Origin of the sequence: Mannheimia kashgarensis (genome assembly GCF_041807705.1) — a bacterium.
GTDB lineage: Bacteria > Pseudomonadota > Gammaproteobacteria > Enterobacterales > Pasteurellaceae > Mannheimia.
This window is the reverse complement of record NZ_JBGTYY010000002.1, coordinates 152250-167432: the sequence shown is the minus strand read 5'-3', so window position 1 is coordinate 167432 and position 15183 is coordinate 152250. Positions and strand designations below refer to the sequence as shown.

At 37.9% G+C, this 15183-nt stretch carries 14 protein-coding genes, 1 pseudogene and 1 riboswitch; of the genes and pseudogenes, 5 read left to right on the top strand and 10 right to left on the bottom strand.

From position 1 onward, the window contains the following. Positions 1 to 99 precede the first annotated feature (99 nt). The gene (locus tag ACERCF_RS02060) at positions 100 to 990 is read left to right on the top strand and encodes a LysR family transcriptional regulator (protein ID WP_373624442.1); all 891 of its coding nucleotides are present in this window, start codon (positions 100 to 102) and stop codon (positions 988 to 990) included. An 82-nt stretch (positions 991 to 1072) separates the two neighbouring features. Here the strand turns inward: ACERCF_RS02060 and ACERCF_RS02055 are convergent, their stop codons facing one another. From ACERCF_RS02055 to ppx, 6 genes are all read right to left on the bottom strand, one after another. After that, positions 1073 to 2197: a M20/M25/M40 family metallo-hydrolase gene (locus tag ACERCF_RS02055; RefSeq protein ID WP_373624441.1), complete on the bottom strand. Its 1125-nt coding sequence runs from the start codon at positions 2195 to 2197 to the stop codon at positions 1073 to 1075. Positions 2198 to 2206: 9 nt separating this feature from the next. Then, positions 2207 to 2665 (bottom strand): YjiG family protein, encoded by a 459-nt coding sequence (locus ACERCF_RS02050; protein ID WP_373611580.1) that lies wholly within the window; start codon positions 2663 to 2665, stop codon positions 2207 to 2209. Next, on the bottom strand, positions 2662 to 3300 hold the full coding sequence (locus tag ACERCF_RS02045) for a nucleoside recognition domain-containing protein (RefSeq protein WP_373624440.1): 639 nt from the start codon (positions 3298 to 3300) through the stop codon (positions 2662 to 2664). Before ACERCF_RS02045 ends, ACERCF_RS02050 begins: the two co-directional genes overlap by 4 nt. A gap of 232 nt (positions 3301 to 3532) precedes the next feature. Then, positions 3533 to 4402 carry a MurR/RpiR family transcriptional regulator gene (locus tag ACERCF_RS02040; protein ID WP_373611582.1) on the bottom strand — a complete coding sequence of 290 codons (870 nt, stop codon included), beginning with the start codon at positions 4400 to 4402 and terminating at the stop codon, positions 3533 to 3535. A 9-nt stretch (positions 4403 to 4411) separates the two neighbouring features. Beyond that, a complete protein-coding gene (nanQ, locus tag ACERCF_RS02035; RefSeq protein ID WP_373624439.1) occupies positions 4412 to 4876 on the bottom strand; it encodes an N-acetylneuraminate anomerase in 465 nt (154 codons plus the stop codon). Between the two features lie 215 nt (positions 4877 to 5091). Further along, a complete protein-coding gene (gene ppx, locus ACERCF_RS02030; protein WP_373611584.1) occupies positions 5092 to 6594 on the bottom strand; it encodes an exopolyphosphatase in 1503 nt (500 codons plus the stop codon). 190 nt (positions 6595 to 6784) lie between these two features. On the opposite strand from ppx, the gene ACERCF_RS02025 reads away from it, so the two are divergent. Further along, positions 6785 to 7114, top strand: a complete 330-nt coding sequence (locus ACERCF_RS02025; RefSeq protein WP_373611585.1) for a DUF496 family protein — start codon at positions 6785 to 6787, stop codon at positions 7112 to 7114. Positions 7115 to 7182: 68 nt separating this feature from the next. On the opposite strand, the pseudogene nagE reads toward ACERCF_RS02025, so the two are convergent. Then, positions 7183 to 8631: pseudogene (gene nagE / locus ACERCF_RS02020) on the bottom strand (N-acetylglucosamine-specific PTS transporter subunit IIBC). Between the two features lie 230 nt (positions 8632 to 8861). Continuing rightward, a riboswitch (Lysine riboswitch) is annotated at positions 8862 to 9044 on the top strand. Positions 9045 to 9138: 94 nt separating this feature from the next. Between nagE and lysC the strand changes: the two are divergent. Then, positions 9139 to 10491, top strand: coding sequence for a lysine-sensitive aspartokinase 3 (gene lysC / locus ACERCF_RS02015; protein WP_373612135.1), 1353 nt, complete (start codon positions 9139 to 9141; stop codon positions 10489 to 10491). A gap of 90 nt (positions 10492 to 10581) precedes the next feature. Further along, the gene (locus ACERCF_RS02010) at positions 10582 to 10929 is read left to right on the top strand and encodes a VanZ family protein (protein ID WP_373612134.1); all 348 of its coding nucleotides are present in this window, start codon (positions 10582 to 10584) and stop codon (positions 10927 to 10929) included. Positions 10930 to 10983: 54 nt separating this feature from the next. On the opposite strand, the gene rpsI is transcribed toward ACERCF_RS02010, so the two are convergent. Beyond that, positions 10984 to 11379 carry a 30S ribosomal protein S9 gene (rpsI, locus tag ACERCF_RS02005; protein ID WP_025217229.1) on the bottom strand — a complete coding sequence of 132 codons (396 nt, stop codon included), beginning with the start codon at positions 11377 to 11379 and terminating at the stop codon, positions 10984 to 10986. A 15-nt stretch (positions 11380 to 11394) separates the two neighbouring features. After that, the gene (rplM, locus tag ACERCF_RS02000; protein WP_373612133.1) at positions 11395 to 11823 is read right to left on the bottom strand and encodes a 50S ribosomal protein L13; all 429 of its coding nucleotides are present in this window, start codon (positions 11821 to 11823) and stop codon (positions 11395 to 11397) included. Positions 11824 to 12115: 292 nt separating this feature from the next. On the opposite strand from rplM, the gene ACERCF_RS01995 reads away from it, so the two are divergent. After that, positions 12116 to 12511 (top strand): Z-ring associated ZapG family protein, encoded by a 396-nt coding sequence (locus ACERCF_RS01995; RefSeq protein WP_373612136.1) that lies wholly within the window; start codon positions 12116 to 12118, stop codon positions 12509 to 12511. Between the two features lie 64 nt (positions 12512 to 12575). Here ACERCF_RS01995 and glnD read toward each other — a convergent pair whose 3' ends face one another. After that, a complete protein-coding gene (glnD, locus tag ACERCF_RS01990; protein ID WP_373624438.1) occupies positions 12576 to 15140 on the bottom strand; it encodes a bifunctional uridylyltransferase/uridylyl-removing protein GlnD in 2565 nt (854 codons plus the stop codon). Positions 15141 to 15183 lie beyond the last annotated feature (43 nt).

Here is a 15183-nt window from a genome sequence, read left to right as displayed (position 1 = left end):
AAGATTTCTTGAATTTATTTCTTTTTGTGTTGATTTTTACACATACTATTTTTACGATAGCAAGCCTTAGCAGAAATTACAATATAAAGAATAGAGAAAATGGATAAACTAAACGCAATCAGTCTATTTTGCAAAGTCATTGAAACCCAAAGTTTTACCCAAGCGGCACAGCAAGCTCAAATCTCGTTACCGATGGCAAGCAAATTAGTGGCTCAATTAGAAGAGCATTTAAATGTCCGTTTGCTACAACGCACCACGCGTAAAATCACCCCAACTGAGGCAGGATTACTCTACTATCAACGCTGTTTGCCGATTTTAAATGAGTTGAAAGAGGCGGAAGCCAGCGTGAGTAATATCAGCTCAACATTACAAGGCAAAATCATAATGTCTGTGCCGATGGATTTTGGCTCTCGCTTTATTGCTCCTTATTTAGCGAAGTTTATGGAAGGCTACCCTAATTTACAGCTTCACATTGAATTTAGCGACCGCCGAGTTGATGTAATTGCTGAGGGTTTCGATTTAGTTTTGCGTATTGGTAGTCTTGCTGACAGCTCTATTGTAGCGAAAAAAATTGCCGACTCGTACCTCGTCCTGGTTGCTTCACCTGATTACCTCACCCAAAATGGCGAACCACAAAGCCTTGAAGAACTAAATAAACGAGGTTGCTTACTTTATGAATACCATCAACAATGGCAATTCACGCAACAAGGTCAGAAAAGCAGTATTAAACCTGAGGGGAAAATTTACAGTAATAATGGCTATGCGTTAGTGCAAATGGCTAAAGCAGGATTAGGTATTATCAATATTCCGAAGTTTTTGATAAAAGAAGAACTCAAAAATGGCGAGTTAGTGCCGATTATGCCATTTTTAGAGCAAGATTCCCTGCAAATCAGCCTACTCTACCCAAACCGCCGTTATCTATCGCCAAAAGTACGAGTGCTGATTGATTTCTTCTCTCAACTGATGAAAGAGCAACAACAATATCTATAAAATAAAGAGCTGTAACCAATAGTCTTGTTACAGCTCGCTAAATTGCAACAAAACGTAGAAATTTGACCGCTTGTATCTGTTTTTAGAGATTAAATAACCGCTTAATCACACTAACAACTAAATTACGTTTCGGGATAATCGAATCAACAACCAAATATTCAGTTTTAGCGTGCATATTACCCCCTGTTGGACCTAAACCATCAATAGTTGGGCAACCTGCTGAAGATGCAATATTACCATCACTTAATCCACCTGCATCAACCCATTTAGTCTCAGTTTGTAATTCACTTCCTACCTCATCAAATAATACTTTGATTTTTGGTAAATAAACCTCATCAATCATTGGAGCTTCATCATTTACCAAAGTTTTAGTTGAAGTTACCCCCTCTATGAGCGGATTGCCTAGCACTCGTTGCAATTGCTGCTCAAAATATTCTCTTGATGATGGCAAACGATAACGCATTTCAATAGTTAATTTGGCATAATCAGCAATCACATTATGTGCAGTGCCGCCGTGCGTCATTACACAGTTAAAGGTATGCCCTACTTGGTAATCATTCAGTTTAGAGAATTCCACAATAAAATTAGCTGCTTCAACTAAGGCTGAACGCCCTCGTTCTGGGTTATTCCCTGCGTGAGCAGCCACACCGTGAAATTCAACATCATAGGTAATGACCCCTTTTCGAGTTGCCACCATTGAGCCATCTTCACGGGCTGGCTCCATTACAAAGCAATATTTTGATTTTCGGGCATATTCACGAATGCTTTCTTTCGCATAAGTTGAGCCAATTTCTTCGTGTGAGTTCAGGTAAATCGCAATTTTCAACTTGCTTAAATCTAATTCTTCTAAAATATAGAAGGTTAAAAGAGCACCTGATTTATCATCAATTACCCCTAGTGCATTAACAATTCCATCTTTACAGGTGAATGGGACATCTTTACTTGTACCCACAGGGAAAACTGTGTCCATATGAGCCACAAAAAGAATATCATATTGCGAAGCATTCAGATCGTTACTAATCAGCAAGCTCTCTGCTACCTTATCGCTCGTCATTGGTAAACATTTATACTCTAAGCCAGATTTTTCAGCTTTACTAATAAACCATTGTGCTACTTGATTAACGCCTTCAATGGAATTTGCTGGGCTTTCAATATCCGTAATTTCTTTTAATTCTGCTAAGAATTTTTCGACGATTTGTTTTTCCACTACAGCCTCCTAGATTAAAAATTGCATTACAAACATAGCAAGGTAAGCATTGATAATGCAGATACCAAATAGCACTAAATAATGTTTACCTGGCACGCCTAATACGCCTAGAATACGCCCCATATATTGCACAGTTGAACCAACTAATGCCATACCCGGTAGCAAGATAGCAATATGCTGAACATTCAATACACCTTCTTGGACTAGCGCAACTAATACTCCAGCCGCACCTCCCCAGCTAAGAAATGCAGCAAGAAATACCGCGATCGCCTCTCCTGGCAAACCAACTGGTGCCATAATAAAACCAAGCCATTCCCCAATGATTTTCAGTAAGCCAGACGCATTAAGCATATAAATAATCACAAATGCCATCAGTACATTAGGAATTGTGCTATGTACGGCAATATCCCAACCTTTGCGTGCACCATCAATAAAAATATCTGTAATTAATTTCTTTTGCGTACTCATACTTCTGTCTCCGTATCTTTTACAAATTTTTTCACATATAAACGCATTAAATTAGCACCGAAAATCTTGAATAGGAAAATCACGCCTAAGCACATTGCAATGGAGGTTGGAGCAACTGCACCTGATTTATCTGAAATTAATAACAATGGAGCAAAAGAGGCTAAGAAGTTCGTGAGTAATGCACCTGCACTAAATTGGAAGGCGGCAAAGATTAATAATTCTTTGTAAGTAATTTTGCCTTCATTGCGTAGGAACTTGGTGGTTGAGCTGCCTGCATCAGTACTTTGTGTACTAGCAATTAATGAAATTGAAGCACTACCAGGAATGCCCATTAACGGTCTTAAAATTGGGCTTAACCATTTTGAAGCAGCAGCCAAAGCACCGAAATGTTCGAAAATTGCCACAAAACCAAGTGCCAGCATTACGCTAGGCACTAAGGTTAGTGCAAAAATAAAGCCGCCTTTTGCACTTGTTCCCCCTGCTGTTTTTAACCATTCAGGGAATTGCCCTGTTAGCTTACCAAAATCAAAAATGCCGCCTGCAATATCTTTAGCAAAACCACCAAAGAAAATGACTGCACACGCCAATGAAATTGTACCGACAATCAGCTTTTTCGTTGTTACATTGTCACCCATAAATACTCCTTAAGATAAAATGAAATAGTGCTTATTCTATAGCGAGTATCTAAAAAACACTGTGATCTACTTCGCAAAAATACTAATAAGCGGTCAGATTTCCTTGATAATTTGCAAATTAAATAAAAGAAATAGAACACCAAAAACAAAACAAGCAGCTATTTTCATAACTGCTTGCTTTAAATGAATACAAATTAATCTCAGATTGTGCTTTCACAAACCAATGTTCTGACTAGCTTTTAATTCTCTGCTCTAAAATTACATTCAACGTTTTTTGCTTTTGCTTTAAAGCGTTTTCAGGCTCAGCTTTTACTAGCAAGGTATAAATTAAATCTAATACAAAAAGCTGGGACATTTTTGTACCAATAGAATCGCCTTGCATATGACCTTGTCGATTACCATTAATTAATACATAATTTGCTTCTTCCGTGACAGGGGAACGTAAGTTATGGGTAATCGCAACGGCAGTGGCTTTATTTGCACGAGAGAAACGGAGTGATTTCACAACCTCCTCAGAGTAACCTGAATGGCTTATACCAATGACTAAATCACCTTCTTCAACAAGAGCGGCTTGCATATACATAAAATGATTATTAGTTATTGCATCAGTTTGCAGCCCAATCCGCATTAATTTATGTTTGGCATCTTCTGCCGTTAGCCCTGAAGAACCTACACCAAATAAAAATATTCTTTTAGCCTTCCGTAGCTCTTGTACAACTTTTTCCAGCACATCAAAATCAAGCAAATTAATAGTTTCACTAATTGCACTATCCAAGCTATTTTTTAGCTTATTGGCAATGTCTTTCGATGTATCGCCTTCAGATACATCCGTATCCAATAAAACTCGTTTATCTTGATTTTGAGTAGCAAGTTCTATTGCTAATTCTAATTTGAAATCAGTATAGCCTTTAAAGCCTAATGTTCGGCAAAAACGGATAAAGGTTGCTTCACCAACATCTAAATGTTTAGCAACCTCAGATAAAGAACATTGGCTAAGCAATTCCGGCTGAGATAAAATAACTGCTGCTATTTTCTTTTCTGTTTTAGTTAAACTATTTTGTAGTGAGCTGATTGTATTAAGAATTTTTCCTCTAGCAGACATTCCCACCTCCTATAATAATTCCACAGGAACTTTTACTACTAATTTTTTCAATACTTTATTGCCATTTACTGAATTACCCGGTTTGTGTGGCTCATAAGGCAAGAAAATAGCAAACATATTTGGTTTAAGAATAACTTCATTTTTATCATCAATCGCATCGGTAAGCTGGTAGTCAGCTTCATCACGATATTCATCATATTTTGCTAAATCAGGCTGGCTTAAGCCATATTCGATCATCTCTTCGCCTTCAATAAGAAGTTGAATATCCACAAATTTACGGTGCATTTCCGCTTTTTTGCCTTCTGCAGGGCTGGTTTCAAACGACATCACATTCATACGAATGCCATCTTCTAAATCCTGCCAACCTAGTTCTAAATTCGCTAAATCTAAAGTTTTTAATTTCCCACATAAGCGAGCAAATAGAGGTGGTAATGATTTTGCGTAATCATCTCTTGATAAATCGGCTAATAACATAGGTTTTTCCTCAATCTATTTTTTTAATATAATTTGATGTATCACTCCATAAATAGCTATTTATGAAGATATACTCCAATAAAAGAAAGAATAATGGCTTAATAGAATAATCTCAATAAGAAAATTTCAAAAATGCGAGGTAGATCAAATTTTATTGGAAAGGAAATCATTAACGCCTTTAAGCGTTAATGAAAATAGTGAATAGCGATTGTCTTTTAAGAAATGGTTAAACTAAGATCTGCAGTAGATAATATCTTTTGCTCGTCTTCTAAATCAGCTAATGCTAATGGGTTCTGGCTCAAAAATCCCTCGTCAAACGCTAAATGCCAATCGTTATTTTCAATAGAAAGAACAATCTGCTTCGGTTCAACCGTTGCTTGGCGAGAACGATTAAGTAATACCGCTAATCTAAATAAACGAACTAAGGTCAAAATATCACGATATTGGTAGCGGTTAATACTACGAATATCAGAACGCTTAAACCCTTTGAGATGATACCGCATTAAAACCGCTAACAACGTTTGCTGTTCAAAATCAAAACCCGGTAAATCTCGGTTCGAAATCAAATAAGCTGAGTGGCGATGAACATTATTATGATTTACAACAATACCAATTTCGTGCAATAAACTTGCCCACTTCAACATAGAGCGGAAATCTTCAACTTGGCGACGGTTTTTCCAACCTCGAATTTGATCAAAAAGCATAAATACTGTTTTCTCTACTCTTGCAGCTTGCTTTTTATCTAAATCAAACTGCTCCACTAAGGCTTCAGCTGTTCGCTGGCGAATATCGCCCACTTGGAAACTTTTTTCTAAGCCATACATCACGCCTTCTCGTAAAGCGCCGTTAGAATAGCGCAAGGTTTCAATTTTGAAGGTATGGAAAAGGGCTAACAAAATAGCTAAACCGGGAACTAACACATCTACTCGTTCCTCCAGTAATCCTCGCATTTTTATCTCATTCAACGATTTAAATCCTAAACATAAATCAATCACTTTTTGTAGGCGAGACTCGGTTATCATTCCATCTCGATAGCCGTTAGCAATAAGAACTTGATGAACAGTTTTAATTGTGCCTGACGAGCCTAGTGCGTGTTCCCAACCTAATTCTTGGTACTCCCACATCAAGTCTTCAATTTTTTCCATTGCCAGCTGATAAGCACTATCAAAGAGTTCGGTAGTCAGTTCCCCGTTTGGAAAAAAACGCTTGGCAAAACTCACGCACCCCATATGACGGCTTTCTGCCCGAATTGGATTAAAGTTATCGCCAATAGTAATTTCTGTTGAGCCACCACCAATATCCACTACGAGCTTTCTACCCGTTTCGGGCTGTGTGTGGCTAACACCTGAATAAATTAATCGAGCTTCTTCTTGCCCGGAAATAATTGAAATTGGATAAGGAAAAACCGCTTTTGCTTGGCCAAGAAAGTCTTGCTTATTTGCAGCTCTGCGTAAGGTATAAGTACCGACCACTTTCACATTTTCCGGCGAAAAGCCTTTTAAGCGTTTTGCAAACAATGCCAAGCAATCCACACCCCTGTCGATAGCGTCTTGGCTGAGTATTAGATTTTCATCAAGCCCATCAGCTAATCGAACACGGCGTTTAAGACGAGAAAGGACTTGAATTGAGCCATTCACAATACGGGCTACAATCATATGAAAGCTATTTGAGCCTAAATCAATTGCAGCAAATTCACGAGGAATGATATTTGATGACATAACAAAATCCCTTAATAACCATAAATGATAAGATATTACCATTTTTAAGCTAAATATCACTACAAATTTAACGAACTTTTTGATAATAGATTTAAATCATAAAATTAACACAAAATTTTTTGACGAATTGGCAGAAAAAGAATAGGATTTATCTACTTATTTTTAATCAACTTAACCAAGAGGATTTTCTATGTCTGAAGTGAATAAATCATTCCACGATATGTTGGAATATGTACATCTTTATCGTTTAAAAAATAAATTACATCGCGAAACTGCCGATAACGATCGCAAAATTCGTGATAACCAAAAACGTGTGTTGTTATTAGATAATCTAACTCAATACATCACTGATGAAATGTCGATTGAAGACGTACGTGCAATTATTGCTAATATGCGTTATGATTATGAAAACCGTGTTGATGATTATATGATTCGTAACGCGGAACTTTCAAAACAACGCCGTGAAATTCGTCAAAAAATGGCAAGCCATAAACACACACCAATCAATAAAAAGGCATAAAACAAGCGGTCAGATTTTTGCAAAAAATTACAATATTCTGACCGCTTACTTCTATTTTCTAACCGGTATTATAGCTTTTTCATTGCATCTGCAACAAATTCTGCTTCAGGTCCTAAAATAACTTGATAGCCATTTTCGCCCAGTTTTACATTTCCTTTTGAACCTAAAGCTTTTAATTTTGCTTCATTCGCTTTGGCTGTATCTACTAAAATTAAACGCAAACGAGTAATACAAGCATCAATACTCGTAATATTCTCTTTGCCGCCTAATGCCTCAATAAATTTTGCAGCCTGCTCACTACGAGAGGTTTCAGCTGACACCTGGATACTATCTTCATCTTCACGACCCGGCGTTTTTAGGTTAAATAAACGAATCACGGTTCTAAATAGCACATAGTAAATAACAGCAAATAAGACACCTTGCACAATAAGCATATACCATTGAACAGCAAGAGGGTTACGGCTAGATAAGATTAAATCTACTAAGCCTGCACTAAAGCCGAAGCCTGCAATCCATTCCATTGATGAGGCAATATAAACGGATAAGCCTGTTAGTAGTGCATGTATTACATAAAGTACCGGTGCAACAAACATAAAGGCAAATTCTAACGGCTCTGTAATCCCCGTAAAGAATGATGCTAGTGCAGCAGCAAACATAATAGAAGCAACCTGGGCTTTCTTAGCCGGCTTTGCACTATGATAAATCGCAAGTGCCGCTGCTGGTAAACCAAACATCATCACAGGGAAGAACCCTGCTTGGTACATACCAGTTACACCTACTACCGCTTTGCCTTCCGCTAACGATTTCGCTCCACCTAAGAAATTAGGAATATCATTAATGCCCGCCACATCAAACCAGAATACAGAGTTAAGTGCGTGGTGTAAGCCAACAGGAATTAATAAACGGTTGAAGAAAGCGTAAATACCTGCACCAACTGACCCCATATCTTTGATTGATTCACCAAAAGAAACCAATCCACCGAAAATAACCGGCCACACATAGAGCAAGATAAATGCTACGACGATCATAATTACAGAAACCACAATCGGCACTAAACGCTTACCGCTAAAGAATGATAATGCTTTTGGTAATTCCACTTGGTAGAAGCGGTTATAAAGTTCAGCTGAGATCACCCCTACCAAAATACCAATAAACTAATTATTGATTTTACCGAATGCAGCAGGTACTTCTTCTACAGCAACGCCTAATAACTGAGCAACAGCAGCCGGAGCTAGTAAGGTCGTTAACACCAAATACCCCACTAAGCCTGATAGTGCAGCTGCACCATCTTTTTCTCTCGACATTCCAAATGCAACACCAACTGCAAATAGAATCGACATATTATCAATAATTGCAGCACCTGATTTAATCAGTAATGCTGCTAATTGGCTATTAGCCCCCCAACCATCGGGATCAATCCAATAGCCAATTCCCATTAATAATGCAGCGGCCGGTAATGCCGCAACAGGTACCATTAAGGCACGCCCTATTTTTTGCAAATATGTTAATACACTCATAATATTGTCTCCTAAGTTACCTCATAATGAGTAAAGTAAGAATAGAACAACACAAGAACACTACAATAAAATAATTTGAATTTTGTGATCCATTTCAAAAAATAATTTAGGAGTATTATTTCGTTCAAATAACTCTATATCAATATTGTAAATATTCATTGACAAATCATCGACAAAAAGGTATTTCTATATAAGTTTTTCAAACATTGAAAAATAGTAGCAGACTCTTCTGCTACGGGAGAGGCGCAACACTCAGGCAACTTAATTTGAGGCAACTAGGGCCGTTTGAGAATTAAGTGATGGGAGTGCTTGCCGAGGTGTGAATTCACTAGAATGGAATTAACATCGGCTGCATAGGTTGAATCCTGTCAGCTGTCATTTAATATTTTATTAAATGGAGTGCTCTGATTAATTGGTTCTCAATCAAACCGTATAATCTACTCAAATTTCCTTTCCGAATATCCCCTAAACACAACATTATCTACTCTATTTAAGGAAATTTTTATTATGTCTCATCTTTCTGTGGCTAAATTTGGTGGTACCAGCGTTGCTGATTTTGATGCAATGACTTCCTCTGCTAATATCGTTATTGCTGAAAAAAACACTCGTGTGGTGGTCCTTTCTGCATCTGCTGGTGTAACAAATTATTTAGTTGAACTTGCAAATGGTTGTGAAAAAGAAAAGCGTGATGAAATCATTGCATCTGTTCGTCAAATTCAATACAACATCATTGAAAAATTACAAACACAAGATAGCGTTCGTGCTGAAATCGATGAGTTACTAGAGCATATTGAAGCATTAGCAGAATCTGCAAGCCTTGCCACATCCACAGCATTAAGTGATGAATTAATCAGCCACGGCGAGATGATGTCCACCAAAATCTTTACGCAATTATTAATTGAGCGTGGACACCCTGCTGTATGGGTTGATGTGCGTGACGTTGTAGCAACAAATAACCACTATGGAAAAGCAACTCCAAATGATGAAAAAACCCAACAACAATCAGATAAAGTAATCAAGCCACTTATCGAAGCTGGCAAAATTGCGATTACACAAGGTTTTATCGGGCGTGATGATGAAGGGAAAACCACCACTTTAGGTCGTGGTGGTTCAGACTACTCTGCGGCATTATTAGCAGAAGTATTAAATGCAAATGATGTGTTGATTTGGACAGACGTTCCGGGTATCTACACAACTGACCCTCGTGTTGTGCCAAACGCACAACGTATTGATACAATGGCATTTAATGAAGCGGCTGAAATGGCAACATTTGGTGCGAAAGTGCTTCACCCTGCAACCTTATTACCTGCGGTGCGTAGCAATATTCCTGTGTATGTAGGCTCAAGCAAAGCCCCTGAGCAAGGTGGTACTTGGGTAACTCGTGATCCACAACCTCGCCCAACGTTCCGTGCGATTGCATTACGCCGTAATCAAACCTTATTAACGCTTTCAAGCCTATCTATGCTACACGCACAAGGCTTTTTAGCGAATTTATTTGCGATTTTAGCAAAACATAAAATCTCAGTTGATGTGATTACGACTTCAGAAGTAAGCGTATCTCTCACATTAGATAAAACAGGTTCAGCGTCTTCTGGCACAGATATGCTATCGCCTGAATTACTTGATGAACTCAATGCTTATTGCAATGTTCAAGTGGAAAATGATTTAGCGTTAGTGGCTATTATTGGCAATAACTTACATCTCCAAGCGGGTGTGGCGAAAAAATTATTCCATACCCTTGAGAATTACAATATCCGCCTAATCAGCTACGGTGCAAGTAGCAACAATGTTTGTACGCTTATCAAAAATAGTGAAGCAGATGATGCTGTTCGTGCATTACATAAAGGTTTATTTGAGTAATAAATAACGCCTATAAGCGGTTGTTTTTAGTAAAATTTTTACTAAAAATGACCGCTTGTTTTTTATATCTTTCTATGAAATATAATTGAAATGAATAGACACGCTCTTTTAGCCTTACTTTGGTTTGTTATTAGTCTCTACTCTCTTATTTTCCGTGAAAGCAGTGGAGATCCTCCTCTATTTCCTCATTTTGATAAAATTGGACACTTCGCAATCTTCTTTATACAAATTTGGCTCATAGCAAGAGCATTTATTCAATCTAATAAATTTGTACCTTATTTAGGTTTAATGATATTTGCACTATTTTATGCGTTTGGAACAGAGTTAGGACAAGCCTATTTTACCGAAACCCGACAAAGCTCTTGGTTAGATGGAATTGCCGATTTATTCGGTGCAGGAACTGCATTATTAGCTGTGAAATATATCTACAAAAAGTAATTTTATAGATAACAAAAAAGGCAGGAAACCCTGCCTTTTGAAAACGAAAATAAATTAACGTTTTGAGTATTGTGGACGACGACGTGCTTTGTGTAAACCCACTTTTTTACGTTCAACGCGACGAGCGTCACGAGTAACGAAGCCTGCTGCACGAAGTGCTGGGCGTAGAGTTTCATCGTATTCCATTAATGCACGAGTGATACCGTGACGGATCGCACCTGCTTGACCAGAAATACCACCACCGGTTACAGTGATGTAAAGGTCTAATTTATCTGTTAATTCAACTAATTCTAATGGTTGACGGACGATCATACGTGAAGTTTCACGACCGAAGTAAACCTCTAAAGAACGTTGGTTAATGGTAATATTACCACTGCCCGGTTTGATAAATACACGAGCTGAAGAGCTTTTGCGGCGACCTGTGCCGTAGTTTTGATTTGCTGCTGTCATTTTTCTGCTCCGTGATTAGATGTCTAAAACTTGTGGTTGTTGTGCAGCGTGGTTATGTTCGTTACCTGCGTAAACTTTTAATTTACGGAACATTTCACGACCTAAAGGACCTTTAGGTAACATACCTTTAACTGCGATCTCGATCACTGCTTCTGGACGACGTGCAATCATTTCTTTGAAGGTTGCATCTTTGATACCACCTACATAGCCGGTGTGCCAGTAGTAAACCTTGTCAGTTTCTTTTTTGCCGGTTACTGCTACTTTCTCTGCATTGATAACAATGATGTAATCACCTGTATCAACATGCGGAGTATATTCAGCTTTATGTTTACCGCGTAAACGGCGTGCTAATTCGGTAGCTAAACGACCTAAAGTTTTACCTGTCGCATCTACTACATACCAGTCACGTTGTACTGTTTCTGGTTTTGCTACAAAAGTTTTCATTAATTAAATACCAAAATTTAAAGTTTATAACCCAATTCCTAAAAGGAATTACCTATGACGGTAGAATCCAACCCCTTCGAGTCAATTCTGACCAAACTGCTTAGCGGGAAAAACCAAGCAAAACAGGGTGGCGGAATTATACAGACTTTTTAACCAAAAATCTAATGTTTTTTAGACTTATTCTTTAAAATTGAACCTATATCACATTTTAATCATTTGGAACTTTTCAAACAAAAGCTGAAATGTTAAAAATAGAGCCATAAATTCACTACTTAAATATAAGGAGTTTATGATGGAACAATGGACAAGTGATGTTTGGGCGGCCATTGCCGCTGCATTTATTGTTGGTGCTGTAGTAGGTTGCACTATCGTGCGCGTATTTAATAGTAATGTAAGGAAGCAACACGAATTAGAAAGAGAACTTAAACAGACTAAAACACAAGTTGATGAACAAAAACAACAACTTGAGCAGCATTTTGAGCAATCCGCTCAACTACTTTCAACTTTAGCGGCAGATTATAAAAAACTGTATGCTCATTTAGCTCAAAGTTCTGAAAAATTATTACCCGAAAATGCGAAAAATATTGAGTTTTTCCAACAAGCTCAATTGCCTGTTCAACCTGAAAAAGAGGAAGAAGGTCAGCCAAGAGATTACTCTGAAGGTTCATCAGGCTTACTAAAATCGTAAAATGAAATTGTAAAATTTCTCCCCAAAATAACCGCTTGTAGTGATAAATTACAAGCGGTTTTTGCTATTTATTATCTAGTTCTCTCATTATCGTTTCTTGAAGTATCAACTGTTCTTGCTCCGAAAGTGCTTTTCCTTCAGCATTACTTACCACAAAGAAATCCTCTACTCTCTCGCCAATAGTAGTAATTTTCGCATTCAGCAAATTTAAGTTTAGTCGATTAAAGATATAACCAATTTGAGCCAATAAGCCTTCCCTATCAAGGGTAAATAGCTCAAACTCCGTCTGCTGTTTCGATGATTGTGGCAGAAAACGTAATCTTGTTTTGCGTTTAAATGAAGCGTATTTAACAGGCTTTTTAATAAACTTAGCTTGATTATTCGGTATTGCTAACATCTTGATTAAAGATTGCTGAATTTGTAGGCTTCTTTCGCCTGTTAAATCTTCTCCATTACGTTCAGTTACGATAAAACTGTCCAACACCAAGCCGTTTTCACTAGTAATAATTTGCGCATCGTGAATGCTGATTTTCTTTTGGCTGAGCAAATAAGCAATGCGAGCAAAAAGCTGAGGCTGATCTTGGCAGCAAATGAAAATTTCTGTTCCTCCTCTGGCGTACTCGTTGCTGATTAATACCATCGGCAGTTTGCGATTTCTAATGTAACTCAATGCGTGCCATACTAACTGGGTCGGTTTATGGCGTAAAAAATAGCTCTGTGGGCAAGGCTGCCAAAATTCATTCAAGGCTTTACGCTCGCTAGAGGAAAGCACAAATTTCATCAATTCTAACGCTTGCTGGCGATGTTCTTTTGCTACCGCTTCGTAGTCTAAATTTTCAGCTAATTGTTGTAAGGTAAATTGGTAAAGTTGGATAAAAAGCGAGGCTTTCCAATCGTTCCATAAACTCTCACTGGTTGCACAAATATCCGTAACCGTTAAACAAAGCAGTGAGGATAAAGCGGTCAAACTTTGTACTTTTTTTGCAAATGCACGCACCACTTCAGGATCGTGAATATCACGCCGTTGAGCGATAATTGACATCGTTAAATGTTCTTCTACCAGCCAAGCCATATAATCTGTTTGCTCTTGGCTAAAACCGTGCAATTTGGCAAATTCACGCATATCCTCCGCCCCAACTTTAGCATGATCGCCTTCTCTGCCCTTTGCAATATCGTGAAAGAGTGCGGCAAGATAAATCAAGTTGTGCTTATCGGATAGCTGTGAAAATAAGCTATTGCCGAGAGGAAAAATAGAATGTTGAACATTCTCAGCAAAATTTTCTAAATTCAGCATTACACGGATACTGTGTTCATCTACCGTATAAATATGGAAAAGATCAAACTGCATTAAGCCCTCAATACCCCTCCATTGTGGTAAATAGGCAGTTAGGAAGCCTAATTGGTGCATTGGCAAAATTGCTCTGGAAACCACTTTAGGCTGGTGAAAAAGTTGCACAAATTTTTCTCGTATTTCCTGATTTTCACACAGCGGTTGCTCTTGCTGCTGGAGTGATAAACGCAGTTGCCGTAGCGTATCAGCACTCGCATTTAGTTGCGGGAAATGGGTGAGATGAAAGAACAAATCCAACATTGTGGTAGGCTGATGTTTGAAAATGCGACGATCTTCAATAAATATCATCTGATTTTGCTGATAAAAATAGCGATCAAGCGGTTGTTTTTCGCCAATTTTTTGCAAATTCAATAAATGCGTTTGTTCAAAGCCATTCAGTATGAGCTGGCTTAGCTGAGAAATCGATTTCGTGGCTTGGAAATAATCTCTCATCATTGTTTCAACCGCTTGATTACCCTCGCCTTGATAACCTAAAAATTCGCTTAATTGCAACTGCCTGTCAAATCTCAAACGGTTGTCATAGCGTTTAAGCTGCAAATGAAGTGCAAAACGCATACGAAAAAGTACCGCTTGTGAGGCTGTTAATTCTTTATATTCTTCGGAATAAAGCAAGCCTTTATTCAGTAAATCAATAAATGAATACACGCCATATTGGCGTAACATAATCCAAGAAAGTAAATTAAGATCTCGCAATCCTCCCGGACTATGCTTTAAATCGGGTTCAAGGTTGTAACTGGTATTGTGATAACGTGTGTAACGAGTATTTTTTTCGTCCATTTTGGCTTTAAAAAACGCATTAATTTCCCAAAAATCTGGCTGATATATTTCCTCTTTTAACCTAATCCAAAGCTGATGATTTCCAAATAAAAAACGCCCCTCCAACATATTCGTGGCAACTGAAATTTCTGCTTTTCCAATCTCAATACATTCCTCAAGGGTTCGGACACTTGTTCCCAGCTGTAATTTGCTATCCCACAGCAAATTAAATAATTCATTTAACACTTGCTGTGTTGGTTCATCTAGTGGCTGTTCAGATAGTACTAAAATATCAAGATCAGAAAGTGGGAACATCTCCTCTCGACCATAGCCACCAACGGCTAATAAAGCGAGATCTTCACGTTGTTCCAGCCCATATTGTTGCCAAAGTGTACGCAAAATTTCATCATAAAAGCGGCTACGTTCAGCTATTAATCCAAGCACATCTGTATTTAAAAATGCGGCCTTCTGCTTTTCCGTAAATTCAGCTAAAAGTGTTTTTAATTCGTTACTATTTTTCATATTTATTTGCTCAAATTTTTCAAAATAATAGGCGATTTATTTT